The following is a 14,393-nucleotide window of genomic DNA, read 5'->3' as shown; positions in this document are numbered from 1 at the left end:
GTGCAGCTGGTGTCTGCGGTACTGCCGCTTGTGTTACCGTTGCCGTTGTATCTAATCGTGTAGGTGTTGGCAGTCCAATGGGCATAGTAGGTTATATCACCCGTAATCCTTGTGGATGAGGTGAGCTGCGATCCGCCAGACGTATACCAACCGGCAAAGGTATAGCCAGGTCGCGTTGGTGTAGGGGCTGAAACCGTGTCATACATATTTACCGTGGTTGATGAAGGGCTGACACTGCCTCCATTCGCATTCCAGGTAACGGTCTTCTTTTCGGCACCATTGAGATAAAATCTCAGGTCAGCACCGTCCTGCCAAATCACATTACCATCGATAACATTTGCGGAGCCTCCTTTAACCGCATAACCGGAGTGCACCAACGTCCCATTATTCTTTAGACGAACCACAAAGATGCTGGTAATACCTGATCTTGCTGATGTTGTCCCAAATGCTTCATCACCTATAGCACCGCCACCATTACCTGTACTAGTGTATTCGCCTGCTAGTCGCAAATATCCAGCAGACTCGAAGTAAAAATTACGTACATTGATTGCGACCTGACTCGGCGTAACCGGGCTTGATGAATAAGTCGCGTCAAGAGGTGCCGTTGCTCCATCAATCTGCGAAAACAAATTATTCGATGATGCTTTATTCCAATATATCGTTGTCTTTACTTGTGGAGACCATCGAGCATATAGCGTTACTATCCCACCATTTGTAGAGGTTAGATTTGGCGTAAGAAGTGTCTGCAAATTCGAGTAAACCCTGTCTCCCGTGGAGGTTGTTGCCCATCCAGCAAATACATAGCCAGAACGTGAGAAAGCGTTAGAACGCAGAGTTACATTACTATCGTACGTGCATGATGTGTCACCCATTGCACCTGAGCCGCCATTTGCATTGTATCTAATGGTGTACGTATTCGGAGTCCAGTGAGCGTAATAGGTTGTAGGTGTGGCAGGCAGAATACGGGGTGTGCTACCACCACTATCACAGACTTTCGTACCGGCCGAGGCGGCTGTGTACCAACCAGCAAAGGTATAGCCTGTGCGCGCATTTGGAGTGGGTGCTGTTAGGATCTCATACGGACGCGCGGTAGACGAGGCTGTACTGCAGGTCCCCCCATTCGGATTCCATGTTACCGTAGAGTTTCGCGCTCCGTTGACATAGACCCTCGTGCCATAGGTGCCTGCATCAAGTCGTCTCTCATAGGTATCATAGCTTGCAGGATGATTTGGCATATCAAGAGTGTCTAGAACATCAGCTGCACCAGGCGAGTTAGCTAGTTTCTTTCCGAAGCGCACCATCCAAACTTTATTAAGTTTGTCAGGATTCGCATCATATTCCTCTCCTGGACTAAGGTATGCGGCATCATCTGTACCTATTCGATAATTGCAGTAGCCACGGCTTCCTGTATGCTCACCAAAAAGATCAAAGTAGCCATTCCTAAATACAACATTAGTTCCTCGTATATCAGGGCCGTATTCATTTCCCTTAACTGTTGTTGTGCCCCAGTTGCCTATACCTTCTTGATAGGTAATTTTCATTGACAGGTACTGGCCACTTGGCGCAAAAAACCTAATATTGCGATTTGACGATGTGTCGGTTGTAGCCAGCGGGACTGCCGCTGCAAGGCTAACTGCTCGCGAGATCATGGGAACGCCATTAGAGGTTGTGAAATCTTCGCCTTCCACGACCTCTATCTCTTGAGGCAGCACCACTTCTTCGCCTTCGGCAACACCTGCACTGGCATCCTTGTCATCACCACCGCCGAGGTCAGAGACCTCTTCACCAGCTACTTGGTCAGCGTTTGCGGTGTCATCAGTATCTTTGTTGGCGTCGCCCTCAACGGCGTTGCCAACACCCTCGTCGCTGGTATCGGCTTCATCGCCCTCGTCACCACCTTCGTCGTCACCCTCGTCGGCCTCATCGCCACCTTCGGCATCGGGTACGTCGGCGCGGCCGGGCTCAGGCTGGGTATAGGTGCGCTTCACCAGAATATTGGCGGTACTGCGAGCCAGCTGCTGATCTCCCAACACCAGCGTCATGTTCACCGGAGCCGCACCGGGCTGCTTGGCCGTTACGGTACCGTCGGCATCCACGCTCAAAGCCTGCGCCTTGTACGAGGTGCTCAACTGCACCCCTTCCGGTACCATCAGCAAGCCACCATCGGCGAACAGATTCACCGATTCACCCACTTCCAGCGTAAAACTGGTGCTTGTAGGAGCAATGCCGTATTCCAACAGGTGATTACCATTTGCTGGCACACCCAACTTCCAGGCAGAACCACTTTGCTGCGCGGGCACATAGACGCTCGCACCTGCGCAACCATCCAACGCCGTGGTGCCAACCTCTGACACCGACCCCAGCGTCACAATGGTGGTCAGTTGAGCGCATCCGGCAAAGGCGCGCGCACCGATCTCGCGCACGCTCGCCGGAAGCGTTATGGTTTCAAGAGCAGTGTCTGCAAAAGCGGCATCCCCCAGAGAGGTAAGCCCAGCAGGCAGGCTCACCTCAGCCAAGTTCGCACAATCCTCGAAGGCGCTCGCAGAAAGCTCGGCCACGCCACCGGGCAGCGTTATCTTCTTCACGCCGGTGCTCTTGAATGCCGCCTGGCCTATGGTGGTAATGCTGTCGGGCAGCTTCACCTCTTCAATGCCAGCAGCACCCTCGAAAGCGCCCGACTCAATGGTGGACACGGTATAGACCACATCATCCAGCTGCGCGGTGCGGGGGATTTCCAAAGTCCCGTGCGCTTCGGCTTTGTTGCCTTCCCAGTGCACGCCTAAGGTGTAATCGTCAAGCAGGGTGTAGACCATGCCGCTTTCCGCATACACGAGCGTGCTGGCAGCACCAGGCTGGGCTGGTTCAGTGAACTTGGTGAAACCAGCGGCTTCCCATGCGGTGCGCGCGGCATCAGCAGGAAGCGCCACGCGGGCAGATTCTATGGTGGCGTCAGAAAAGGCGTTCTGCGCGATTTCTTCTACCGTGCCGGATGCCACGATGGTGGCAAGCTCGGCATTGCCGAAGAATGCACCTTCGGCGATGCGGATGCATTCGGGCGCAATGCGCGCGCTGACTCCCAGGCCCGCAGGCGCAGCGACCAACTCTGTTTTATCCGCGTTGTATAGGATACCGTCCTCAGTGGTGAAAAGAGCGCCGTTGCTCCCCGTCTCCGGGAAAAGAGAGATGGCCGAAAGCTTTGTGCATCGGGAAAGTACATAAGCAGGGACAGAGACCATCGTATCGGGGAGCACGGCTTTGCCCTCCAGACCCTCTGGGACGAGGAGGAGGCTTGTGAGCTCTTCGTTGAAGAGCATGCCGTTATAAGAGCCGAAGCTCTTGTTTTGATCGCTCACGGTAATGGAGCGGAGGTTGGGGAATGCCGCGAACGACGCGGGGTCAATGGCGTCGATAGTCGCGGGAAGCGCCGCGGAGGTAACCTCGGGCGCGTTCAAAGACGCCGCGACCGCATCCGCTGCCGCGGCCGCGGAGGAAGCGTCGTCAGTGGTGGTATCTGATGGGTTTTGGTCGCTTGAGGTGCTTTCGGCGTCCTCAGCAGGATTTAGGCAATGAGCCCATGCCCCCCCCCAGAGATATTCCGGTAACAGTTAGGTTACCGTTCTCAAAAGGGATGTCAGAAGGAATTTCCAGGTCGCCTTCCGGAGCGGTGCCCCAACCAACCAGCGTGGCCTGCGTGGGGTTTTCTGCATCTATCCGATAGCTCAGGCCGTTGTAAGACAAAATGGTGGCTTGGTCGGCCGACAGATCAACAGCAGTGGACACGATCTCAATATCAGATGCGCGATCGGCGGTGCCGTTGGCAATGCGCGCAGTAGCAGAGGCGATCTGCGGCGCGGCGCTGCCTTCAGGCGCAGGCTGATCGGTGCTGGTATTGTTGCCTAGCGGAACATCTTGAGAGATGGGGTTGATGGCAGCCGCTTGGTCGCCGTTCGCATTGGTGGTGTTGCTGGCGTCGGCAGAACTACCAGCACTGATTGCATTGCCAACACTAGTGGCGGTTCCCTGCGATGTATCAGAGCGGGTAGATGCCTCATCGACAGCCGCTGCAAGACCCTGTGCGGGAACCATGGTTACCACAAGTGTGGATGCCAAAAACATAGATATAAGCTTCGCTGCGAAGCCGTTCTTATTCGCAAACATGTTATACCGTCCCCTTTGCGAACCCCGCATGCCCTGTTCCCGAGAGCGTTCCCTAGCGGATGTTCGTGCGTTCCGTTGCTACCTTGAAACAGCTTGCATGATGCTGTGGGTTGCTGGCTTTTTCAAGATGGTACGACCCATTCAACATACCGTCTTCACATTTGGCGGGGTGCGACGAGCACGACGAAAGAGCTGCGCCGCCGATGCAACGTGCGCGCTTTTAGACCGTTCAGCGGCCTGTTTCCCTGCTCAGTCCTCCGAAGGCGCCCCAAGTTCGGCGAACTTCTGCTTCATGGTGGGGTTGCCGCGCGTGAGCTTCTTCACCGTGAGCGCGTCGGCCTTATCGTTTGCCAGCCGCAGCTGCCGCTCGCTGCCTAGCAAGGCGTCCTTCACCTTGGTCAGATGATCTATCGTCTTGTCAATCTCGTCGATGGCTGTTTGGAACTTCTTGCTGGCAAGCTGGTAATTCTTGCCAAACTTCTCCTTGAAGTCCTCAAGGCTGGCCTCGAAGTTAGTTACGTCGATGTTTTGCTGGCGCACCAGTTCTAGTTCGTCTTTATAGGCAGCGGCTTCCAGCGCGGCATTACGCAGTAGCGTGATCATAGGAATGAAAAACTGCGGGCGAATGACATACATCTTCTCGTATTGGTGCGACACATCCACGATACCCTGGTTGTACAGTTCGCTTTCAGGCTCCAGCATGCTGACCAGCACCGCGTACTCGCAGTCCTTCTTGCGGCGGTCGGCATCCAGCTTCTTGAAGTGGTCCTCGTTGCGTTTCACATGCGTAGAGCCTTCAGCTTGGTTCTTCATCTCGAACATGATGGAGAGCAGCTCGGCGCCGCCTTCGGTGCGCTCGCGAAAGATATAGTCGCCCTTGGTGCCCTCCACCGCTTCATTATCCTTGTAGAACTCGGCGTTGCGGAAAGCCGCCGCGCGCAGGCGATTGAACTCAGTTTCGCAATGCTGTTCCAGCGTTTCGCCCAACAGTTTTACGGAGAGCTTCGCGCGCATTTCCCGCAGAGCTTCTATCTCGCGGTCGCGTACGGCAATCAGTTCGTCTTTGCTCTTCATGCGCTCGGACAGCTCCATAGCATGGCGCGATTTCTCGCTTTCGAGCTGAGCAGTCAACTCGATGTTGCGCTGTTCTAGCTTGTGCTGCGTACTGGCCTGCTCTTCACGCAGATGCGCCAGCGCCAAATCTTGATCGGTTTGTGCCTGCTGGCGCGTTTGGACCAGTTCTTGCTCAACCTTCGCCACCTTCGCACGCAGCTCTTGCTCGGTGGCCTGGGCCTTCTGCCTGAGTTCCTGCTCGGCTACCAAGGCCTTCTGCTTGAGCTCTTGTTCGGTGGCCTGGGCGGCGCGCTGCGCTTCGGCCAGCGCCAGCTTCTTGTCCGCCTCGGCATCTTTGCGCTGCGCATCGATCTGCGCCTCAAGCTGCGCGATGCTGTTGTCTTTCTTCGATAGGCTCTCGTTCATCTTCGCCCGCATGAGCTCTTCTATGCTGGCCTTCGCGGTCTCGAATTCGCTGTCGCGCACCTGCCGCACGATCTCGGCGTAATCAGATTCATCAACTTGGAAGATACTGCCGCATTTCGGGCATTTGATCTCAGACATGGTCACCTATTCCGGCTTTAGTTCGTCGTGAATGCGCACGGCCACCTTGTCCACGCGGAAGCGGTCCATGGCCTGCACGGTCAGCGTGACGGTTTTGGTGCCGGTGGCGGTCTCGTTCACCAGCAGCACCTGGTCGCCTTCCTCGGGGATGCGGTCCAGCATGTTGGCGATCAAGCCACCCAGCGTCTCCACTTCGGCAGCGTCTTCGGGCTCAAACCCGATCAGGTCAGAGAACTCGTCGATCGCCATGCCGCCGTCAATGACGAGCGTGCCGTCATCCAGCTTCACCACATCTTCAAAATCGTGCTTGTACTCGTCCTCGATGCGGCCAACGATCTGCTCCATCACGTCGGAGAGCGTAACGATGCCCGCCGTACCGCCATGCTCGTCCACCACCAGGCAGATTTCAGTATGTGCCTCTTGCAGCGTGTCGATCAGCCGTGCGATGGATACCGTTTCCGGCACCGCTGGCAGCTCGCGAATCTTCCATTCGCTCATAGGCGTGTTCAGCGGCACGCCGTAGAGGTCCTTGATGTGCACGAACCCGATGATGTGGTCTTTGCTGCCACGGCACACCGGATAGCGCGAATAGTTGTACTGGCGAATGACCGCTTCGTTCTCTTCCAGCGTGTCCTCTATGTCAAGGAACGCCACGTCGGTGCGCGGCGTCATGATGGCCTCGGCATCCTTCTGGCCCAAGTCGAGCACGTTATCCACGAACTCGTTCTGCTCTTCGGCGATAAGCCCGCTCTCGGTGGATTCGTCCACCAGGATCTTGATCTCGTCGCCTGTGTAGACCTCGTGCTCGTTAGCTGGGTCGTGCCCGAGCAGCCGCACGAAGCCGTTCGTGATGGAGTTGAACAGCCACATGATGGGGTAGGTGATGCGGTAGAACCACATGAGCGGCGTGGCCGTGGTCAGCGCGTATTTCTCAGTGGAGAAGATGGCGAGCGATTTCGGGATCAGCTCGCCTGCCACCACGTGCAGCGTGGTCATGATGAAGTAGCCGATAGCCACCGCGCAGATGGCGATAACCGCCTCGGGAGCGCCGAACAGCTCGAATAGCGGCCGGATCAGCGCCGCGAAAACCGGCTCGCCCAACCAGCCCAAGGCAAGCGAAGCCAGCGTGATGCCCAACTGGCACGCGCTCAGATACGCGTTCACATCGCGCGCGATGGTCAGCGCGTTCTTTGCGCCGCGCTTGCCGTCCGCCACCGCGATCTCAAGCTGCGATTTGCGCACGCGCACCAGCGCGAACTCCGCAATAACGAAGAATGCGTTCATGGCCAAGAACAGCGCTACCAGCACCAAGCTGATTACGATGCCGACACCTTCAGTCATTTCGTGCTCCTTGATACGTTCTTTGCAACTTGCATGCGTACCGATTATAGGACGCGCAGCCCGCGTCAACGCACACAAAGCGGCAATGGGGAATGCGCGTAACCGAATCGACGAGAATGGTGGTTCCGGCGCGGTTCGCGCGCCCACTCGCGCGTTCGGCTGCGCTCATGCCGCTACTTCGCTTCTGCGGCTACTTCTGCGTCTGTTTCTGCTGTCACGCCTGCTTTCACGTCTGCGTCTGTTTCTGCTATCACGTCCGCCTCCCCTTCCGCAGGCGCCACGGCACGCTCGGGGCCTGCCGAGCCACAGTACAGGGCGTCCTCAGGGCGACCCGCCAAATACTCTTCCATGGAATAGCGCGTGATGTCGCTGCGGTTGATGATGCCCACGATGCGGCCGTCGTCTAACACCGGCACCTTCTTCAGATGGTACTTCGCCAACACGCGACACACTTCGTCTAGGTCGGTATGCACGTTCACGCCGATGGCCTCGCGCACGCCCACAGCGCTGACCGGCAACTGCATGAGGCTGCGCAGCTTCTCGGCGTACGGCGTCTCGTCGCTGGCCGACTGCGCGATCAGCATGATGGGGTCGGTGTAGCTGCCGCTTTGGCGGCTCAAGCGTTTCAGAATGTCACCGTCCGAGATGAACCCGACCGGCTGTCCGTCGGCAGCCACGATGGGGCACGCACTGATGCCACGGTCGATAAACAGCTGCATGGCCTGTTGCACTGGCGCATCGGGCGCGAGCGTGTACACATCGCGTTTCATGATGGATTCCAGCAGCACCTTGTTCTGCGCGGGCGTGGGAAATGCGCTGCAGGTGGCGGCGCGGTCGTCTGCGGTGTACTCGCCGTGGCCCTCGTCCACCGCTTCCGGACGCGTTTGCCCCGGCTTGCCCTTCACGAAGATGACCGCCAGCACCAGCCCCGCCAGCACCAGCACCGCGCACACCATGAACGCCACGTCAATGCCGTACATGGTGGCCTGCGCTTGCCCCGCGCTTGCGGTGGTGGCGTTGGTGACCATGGTGGACACCGACACCACGACGGCGGTGACCAAGCTGCCCGCCACCTGGCGCAGCGTGTTGTTTACGCTGGTACCGTGGTTCATATAGCGCGTCTCGAGCGCGTTCATGCCCCAGGTGGTGATGGGCATGTTCACCAGCGCCATGCTGAGCATGCGCACGGCGTACAGGATAGTGATGTAGATGAGGCTCGACTCAAGGCTGAGCAGGCCGAAGCCCACCGTCGTGGCAAACAGCAGCACCATGCCCAGCACGCCCAGCACGCGCGGACCGTGGCGGTCGAAGAGCTTGCCAGCCACCGGGTTCATGATGCCCATGATGATGGCGCCCGGCATGAGCACCAGACCGGAAATGGTGGCCGAATAGCCCATGAGCGTTTGCACGTAGATGGGCATCAGAATGCCCGAGGCCAGAAGCGACCCTTGCACCAGCATGCCGATGATGGTGGCGATGAGGAACTTGCGATTGCCCAGCACGCGCACGCGCAGCATGGGCGTTGACAGGTGCAGCTGCCGAATAAAGAAGGCCACCACGCACACCGCGCCCACGACCGTGATCAGGGCGGTGGGCAGCGTCAGGCCCGCGCTTCCGAATACGCTGAACCCGTAGAGCAAACCGCCGAAGCCCAGCGTAGAGAGCGCCAGCGAAAGCGGATCCAGCGCCGAGTCGCCTTTGTTAGCGGGCGGGCGGTCTTCCACGAGGAACAGCGAGAGCAGCACCACGATGACCACCAGCACCGTGATGCCGTAGAACATGAGGTGCCAGTCGGTCAGATCGATGACGATGCCCGCGACCGTGGGGCCGATGGCTGGCGCGAATGCGATGACCAACCCGAAGATGCCCATGGCCGAGCCGCGGCGCTCCACCGGAAAGGTGACCAGCAGCACCGTCATACCAAGCGGCATCAGAATGCCCGCGCCCGCTGCCTGCACCAAACGGCCGCCCAGCAGCATGCCGAAATTCGGCGCCCAGGCGCACATGATCGTGCCCACCGCGAACACCGTCATGCTGAACACGAACAGCCGCTTCGTGGAGAACCGGTCTTGCAGATACGCCGTGATGGGAATCATGATGGCGTTCACCAGCGTGAACCCGGTTGTCAGCCATTGGCCGGTCGCCGCATCGATGCTCATCTCCTCCATGATGGCGGGCAGCGCCGGTGTGACCAGCGTTTGATTCAGAACGGTTATGAAGGTGCCCACCACGATGACGATGAGCATCCACCTTTGCTTCCTTGTAAGACCCATGAAACTTCACCCCTTTGCTCTTATTATGAGCATTCGGGGGCGCTATTGCATATGAAAAAGCGGTATGTTGACGCTCCGTTCGTTTATGTAGAGGCAGCCATCGTAGGTGAGCGCCACGTCGCCGGTCATGAAATAGCGGTCCACCGTGAATGCGGCGTTGGCGTTGAGATAGCCGTCGAAGACGCCGGGGCCGCGCAGGGCCAGCTGGCCGAACCCAGCGGGCTGCGAGCCTCCTGCTGGCTGCGCGTCGATGATACGCACGTCGTAGCCTTTGAGCAGGCGCAAGCCGCCGCGGAAGGCGGGCGTGATGCGCGTGCAGGCGATGGGGCCGGCCGTTTCGGCCATGCCGTAGCTGGCGAACATGCGCGCGTCCAGGTCGCTTGCGCGGTCAAGCGTCAGCGGGTTGAGGGTGCGGTTGCACAGCAAGATGCACCGGTATGCGGCCAGGCGGCTGACCACATCGGGGTCGAAATCGCAGCGCCATTCTTCCACGGTGAGCAAGTCTTGCATCATGCGATCGCGCACGCCGATGTGCGTGACGCCTTTCACGCGCGCGTCGTGGAGCACCTGTTCGGCGTCGAAGCGAGCGTAGAGGCGCAAGGGCTGCATGCCATACACCGCGCGCACCAGCGTTTGGAAGCCGTCGATGCTGTAGAGCGGAATGCAGAGCTGCCACAAGGTGCGACCGGGGCGCGGGGGCAAGGGGCTGCTGTTCGTGCCCAGCGGCAGGCTGTCTTGCCAGGCCACCATGTCTTCGCTGGCCAGGGCCTCGTTCAGCGCGCGCGATGCGCCCGCCAGCTGCGCCCAGGAAAGCGGCACCTGCTTGGCGCGGCCGCTTGACCCCGACGCGAAGATGACCTGCGGTTGGACGCTATTGGCGAACAGATGCGCCGCGCGTTCGGCGAAGTGCACCGTGTCGTGCACGTGGTCGGCCTGCTCGCCCATGATGGAGCGCTCGCGACGCTGGTTGCCCATGATGGCGGCAATGACCTCGCCGACGGGGCGCCGCACCTGACGCGCCGCCCCCACCAGATGCCGCGCGCGGTCTTCGTCCACCTGGCATGCCACACAACCATGGCGGCTCAAGTCGAGCACGCGCGCTTGCTTCTCGGCCAGCGACAGCCGGTGGTTCAGCGCCACCATGGTGATGCCGCCGTATGCGCACGCCAGCGTCAGGAAGATGAACTCGGGGCAATTCGGAAGATCAACCGCAAGCAGGTGACCTTCACGCACGCCCATGGCGGCAAGCCGCCGCGCCAGCGCCGCAGCCACTAAGCGCGTATACCGATAGGTGAAGGCGGTTTCCGCGCCCGATTCGTCCACGAACGTGAAGAAGACCGCGTCGGGGTCAATTCTGACATCGGTTTCAAACGCATCGATCATAGCGTGCGCTCAGATCACAGGTTGCAGCTGGCAAAATAGTGCACATGAAGACCCTGTTGTTCCGCGTGTGGTAAGGAAATGCCGACCTTCAAAGCGCTCAAGATCGAAAAAGCAGCGGGCCTGGAATGTTTGAGACGGTGTTTGCCCGCGACCTTTTCCATAGTACCCTAACCGCGGCGAAAGTGGACGAGAATATACCTTATCTTGTGATTTTTTTCGTGACCGACCGCAACCTCTTGTTACTGCGCAAGCGGCGGCGACCGGGCTGTCTGAGCATGTCACGCAGCTATTTCACCACTTCGACGGTCACTTCGGCCACCTCAGGCAGATCGGCGGCGCAATGGTAGCAGCGCGTGGCGCCCACGTTCACCTCTTCCTTGCAGAAGGGGCACACCGGCGCGTGCTCCACGGTCTTCTCGCCGCGGCGACCCGGGATGCGCGCGCTGCCGTCCTTCATCTTGTTGAACGCCTTCACGATGAGGAACACGCAGAACGCGATGATGAGGAAGTTCAGGATCGCGCCGATGAAAGCGCCGAAGTCGATGAATCGATCGCCACCCACCGGGATGCGCAGGCCCGATACGTTGGTGCCGTTGCCGCCGGTGATCAGGTAGATCAGCGGAGTGATGATGTAGTCCACCAGCGCCGTGACGATGGCTGTGAACGCGGCGCCCACGATGATGCCGACCGCCATATCCATCACGTTGCCGCGGTTGATGAACTCCTTGAATTCGCTTGCCAGGCCCTTGCCTTTCATGGGGTGCTCCTCTCCTTGTGCACGTGCACGCGGTACGACGTCGCGTGCTCGCGCGCCGGATCGAAACCCGGCATCGCTCTGGCACACGAACGTTCGCTTTCGCACCCTTGCGGCGCTTGGCGCGGCGTGCGCGATATTCAGTCTACGAGAGGAAGTTTTACCTTGAAGGCGGTGCCTTCCGCGTCAGAACTGGCAACTGTAATATCCCCGTTGTGCTCCCGCGCTATTTCACGCGCGATGGCCAGGCCCAGCCCGTAGCCACCCTTGCCCGACGTGCGCGCTTTGTCCGCGCGGTAGAAGCGGTCGAACACGTGCGGCAGGTCCTCGGGCGGAATGGGAGCGCCGGTGTTGGCCACGGTCAGGTAGGCGTGATTGCGCGAGCGCGTCAGTTCCACGTCAACCCGACCGCCATCGTTGGCGTACTTGCAGGCGTTGTCGATCAGCGTGCCCACCATGCGCTGGAGCCGGTCGGGCGCGCCGAGCACCACCACGCCATCCGCCAGGTCGCTCTCGAGCATGACGCCGCCTTCAAAGGCCACGGATTCAAACTGCAACGCCTCGGTTTGCACCAGATCGCTCAGGTCGACCGGCACCTGCACCATTTCGGCACGCACCACATCTTCTGGACGAGCCAGATCCAGCATGTCGTTGACCAGCGCGCGCATGCGCTCGGCTTCGGTTTGGGTGCTTTCCACCCACTGCGCCTGCTCGGCCACCGTGGAGGTAGGCGTGGACTGCAAGATGGCCATGTTCGCCAGAATGACCGCCAGCGGGGTTTTGAGCTCGTGCGAGGCGTCCTGCACGAACTGCTGCTGCTGGTCCCACGCCGCGCGCACCGGACGCAGCGCCCACCAGCTGAAGAAGATGTTGATGAAGAAGAAGGCCACCAGCACGCCCACACCCACGCCCACCAGCACCCACGCCAGCGACTGCCAGGAGTTGACGTTGCTCTCGTCGGCATAGGCGATCAGCACGCCGTTGGAGGTGGCGCGACGCTCGAAGAACAGGCCCACGTCTTCAAGAAGACCGCTGTTGTCGGGGCTGGCAAGCGCTTCGCTGTTGGCGGTCAGCAGGATGGAATGCGAGATGGATGCGCTGGCGTAGTCGCCCAGCGCCGTGTAGACGCCATCCGATTTCACCAGATAGACGGCGATGGGAATGACCGCCTCGTCGCCGCGGCCGATCTCAAGGCCTGGTGCTGCATCTTGGGCGGCATCAGGGGTTGCAGCTGCGTCGTCGGTTGCATGGCCTGCCTCGGTGGCGGAGGGCAGATCGGCGGCCACCTTCATTTCGTCCTGCGTTTGGTCGCCAACGCGATGGAGGGGCAGCAGCTCTTCTATCTGGCTGACCGTGGGGCTTTGCGCCTGGTTCAGCGTGAGCGCTAGCTCGTCATAGACGTCGCGCACGCGCGACTGGTAGTCGATGTAGCACACCGACCCGAACGCCACCACCAGCACCAAGGTGGCGAGCACCATGTTCACCAGGATGAACCGGATGCGCAGCAGCTTGAGCATGCGTTAGTTCTCCGTGCTCGGCTGCGCGACGAAGCGGTAGCCCGCCTTGCGGATGGTCTCGATCTTGCACTGCGACCCCAGATGCGCCAGCTTCTTGCGCAGGAAGCTGATGTAGGCTTCCACGTTGTTGTCGCCCGCGCTTGAAGTGACGCCCCATGCCTTGTCGATCAGCGTTTCCTTCGACACCACCGCACCCGGGCTGCTCATGAGGATCTTGCAGATGCTGAATTCCTTGAACGACAGGCGAATGGATTTGCCGCCGCACGACAGATCGTAGCTCTCGAGCGAGAGGTGCAGGTCGCCTTCGGCCAGCATCTCGAATTGCACCTCGCCTTGGCGGCGAGTGAGCGCACGCAGGTGCGCCATGAGCTCGGCGGGGCTGAACGGTTTGGTCATGTAGTCGTCGGCACCGCTGTCCAAACCGGTGATCTTGTCGGCGGTGGAGTCGCGCGCGGTCAGCAGGATGATGGGGGTGCTGACGCCTTGGCGGCGCAGTTCGCTGGTTACCTCAAAGCCGTTCATCTTCGGCAGCATCACGTCCAAGATGATGACATCGTAACCGCCGGCTTCGGCGTAGTGCAGGCCCGACTGGCCGTCGTGGACGGTCTCCACATCGTAGCCGTTGTCGCGCAGTATCTTCTCGAGCGCCGCAGCTAGGCTCTCGTCGTCTTCAACGATCAGAACGTGCATGTTCGCCACCTTCGCAGTTGGGCCTTACTAGGTGCGAACGCTTGGCGGGTCTGACCCCCGTCTGACATATGTCTGACCCGCACCTGACGTGTGTCTGGCATGCGTCTGGCCTATGTCTAGCTTATGCCTGACTTGCGCCTGACGTGCATCTGCTCCCTATGCCCTGCATCTGACTTCCCTGTAGCGCTTCGGCCTTGCCTTTGATGCATTTGACTGAGATGCAACGGGGTGCAGCGCTTGCCGTGCGTTCGCTTCTTTCCTGGCTGCCATTCTAGCGCGCGCGGACGCCAATGCGAGACAACACGGCCGCAACCTGAAAAGTTCCTTAAAACCAAAACCGTGTTTCAGAAAACTTTAAGGATGGGCGCGTAGTATTCTCCATGGTGTTTCCCAGCACCAGCGTGATGCGCAGTTAGAAATAACACCCACGCCCTTGGGTTCATGCGCATCACGCTCCCTTTACATAAGAGCTTTTCCTCCTTGCTTTTGTTCAATCAGAAGATGCCGCGACCTCCTTCGCGGCATCTTGGCCGCCCGGGTTTGGGCGGCACGCAGATCGCGCATCCTTTACGACAGCGATTTTCGGCTTAGGTCTCAAAAAGTGTGTCTGGGGCAATTATTCACACGATCCTAGAACCAGCCTGTTGCGTTCGATCCGCT

The 14,393-nt window shown here is 59.3% G+C and carries 9 protein-coding genes; all 9 read right to left on the bottom strand.

What is annotated here, in order from left to right:
- A partial coding sequence (locus NFR19_RS08630) for a leucine-rich repeat protein (protein WP_251213388.1) occupies positions 1-3,353 on the bottom strand: 3,353 nt, incomplete at its 3' end.
- A 196-nt stretch (positions 3,354-3,549) separates the two neighbouring features.
- Positions 3,550-4,158 carry a hypothetical protein gene (locus NFR19_RS08625; RefSeq protein WP_251213387.1) on the bottom strand — a complete coding sequence of 203 codons (609 nt, stop codon included), beginning with the start codon at positions 4,156-4,158 and terminating at the stop codon, positions 3,550-3,552.
- Between the two features lie 249 nt (positions 4,159-4,407).
- A complete protein-coding gene (locus tag NFR19_RS08620; protein WP_251213386.1) occupies positions 4,408-5,775 on the bottom strand; it encodes a DUF2130 domain-containing protein in 1,368 nt (455 codons plus the stop codon).
- 6 nt (positions 5,776-5,781) lie between these two features.
- Entirely contained in the window at positions 5,782-7,116 is a 1,335-nt protein-coding gene (locus NFR19_RS08615) for a hemolysin family protein (protein WP_251213385.1), read from the bottom strand.
- Between the two features lie 173 nt (positions 7,117-7,289).
- The gene (locus NFR19_RS08610) at positions 7,290-9,362 is read right to left on the bottom strand and encodes an MDR family MFS transporter (RefSeq protein WP_285813478.1); all 2,073 of its coding nucleotides are present in this window, start codon (positions 9,360-9,362) and stop codon (positions 7,290-7,292) included.
- Positions 9,363-9,431: 69 nt separating this feature from the next.
- Positions 9,432-10,772: an AMP-binding protein gene (locus tag NFR19_RS08605; protein ID WP_251213384.1), complete on the bottom strand. Its 1,341-nt coding sequence runs from the start codon at positions 10,770-10,772 to the stop codon at positions 9,432-9,434.
- 286 nt (positions 10,773-11,058) lie between these two features.
- Entirely contained in the window at positions 11,059-11,529 is a 471-nt protein-coding gene (gene mscL, locus NFR19_RS08600; protein WP_251213383.1) for a large conductance mechanosensitive channel protein MscL, read from the bottom strand.
- A 137-nt stretch (positions 11,530-11,666) separates the two neighbouring features.
- Positions 11,667-13,043: a sensor histidine kinase gene (locus NFR19_RS08595; protein ID WP_251213382.1), complete on the bottom strand. Its 1,377-nt coding sequence runs from the start codon at positions 13,041-13,043 to the stop codon at positions 11,667-11,669.
- Positions 13,044-13,046: 3 nt separating this feature from the next.
- Positions 13,047-13,733, bottom strand: a complete 687-nt coding sequence (locus NFR19_RS08590) for a response regulator transcription factor (protein WP_251213381.1) — start codon at positions 13,731-13,733, stop codon at positions 13,047-13,049.
- Positions 13,734-14,393: the final 660 nt, after the last annotated feature.

This window comes from Adlercreutzia murintestinalis (assembly GCF_943192905.1).
GTDB classification, from domain to species: domain Bacteria; phylum Actinomycetota; class Coriobacteriia; order Coriobacteriales; family Eggerthellaceae; genus Adlercreutzia_A; species Adlercreutzia_A murintestinalis.
The sequence above is the reverse complement of the archived record's forward strand: the minus strand, read 5'-3'. Positions and strand labels throughout refer to the sequence as shown.

Excerpts from the sequence above, each read along its gene's own strand:
- NFR19_RS08615 (WP_251213385.1), bottom strand. The coding sequence starts at position 7,116 with ATGACTGAAGGTGTCGGCATCGTAATCAGCTTGGTGCTGGTAGCGCTG.
- NFR19_RS08620 (WP_251213386.1), bottom strand. The coding sequence starts at position 5,775 with ATGTCTGAGATCAAATGCCCGAAATGCGGCAGTATCTTCCAAGTTGAT.
- NFR19_RS08605 (WP_251213384.1), bottom strand. The coding sequence starts at position 10,772 with ATGATCGATGCGTTTGAAACCGATGTCAGAATTGACCCCGACGCGGTC.
- NFR19_RS08610 (WP_285813478.1), bottom strand. The coding sequence starts at position 9,362 with ATGCTCATCGTCATCGTGGTGGGCACCTTCATAACCGTTCTGAATCAA.
- NFR19_RS08625 (WP_251213387.1), bottom strand. The coding sequence starts at position 4,158 with ATGTTTGCGAATAAGAACGGCTTCGCAGCGAAGCTTATATCTATGTTT.
- NFR19_RS08590 (WP_251213381.1), bottom strand. The coding sequence starts at position 13,733 with ATGCACGTTCTGATCGTTGAAGACGACGAGAGCCTAGCTGCGGCGCTC.
- NFR19_RS08595 (WP_251213382.1), bottom strand. The coding sequence starts at position 13,043 with ATGCTCAAGCTGCTGCGCATCCGGTTCATCCTGGTGAACATGGTGCTC.
- mscL (WP_251213383.1), bottom strand. The coding sequence starts at position 11,529 with ATGAAAGGCAAGGGCCTGGCAAGCGAATTCAAGGAGTTCATCAACCGC.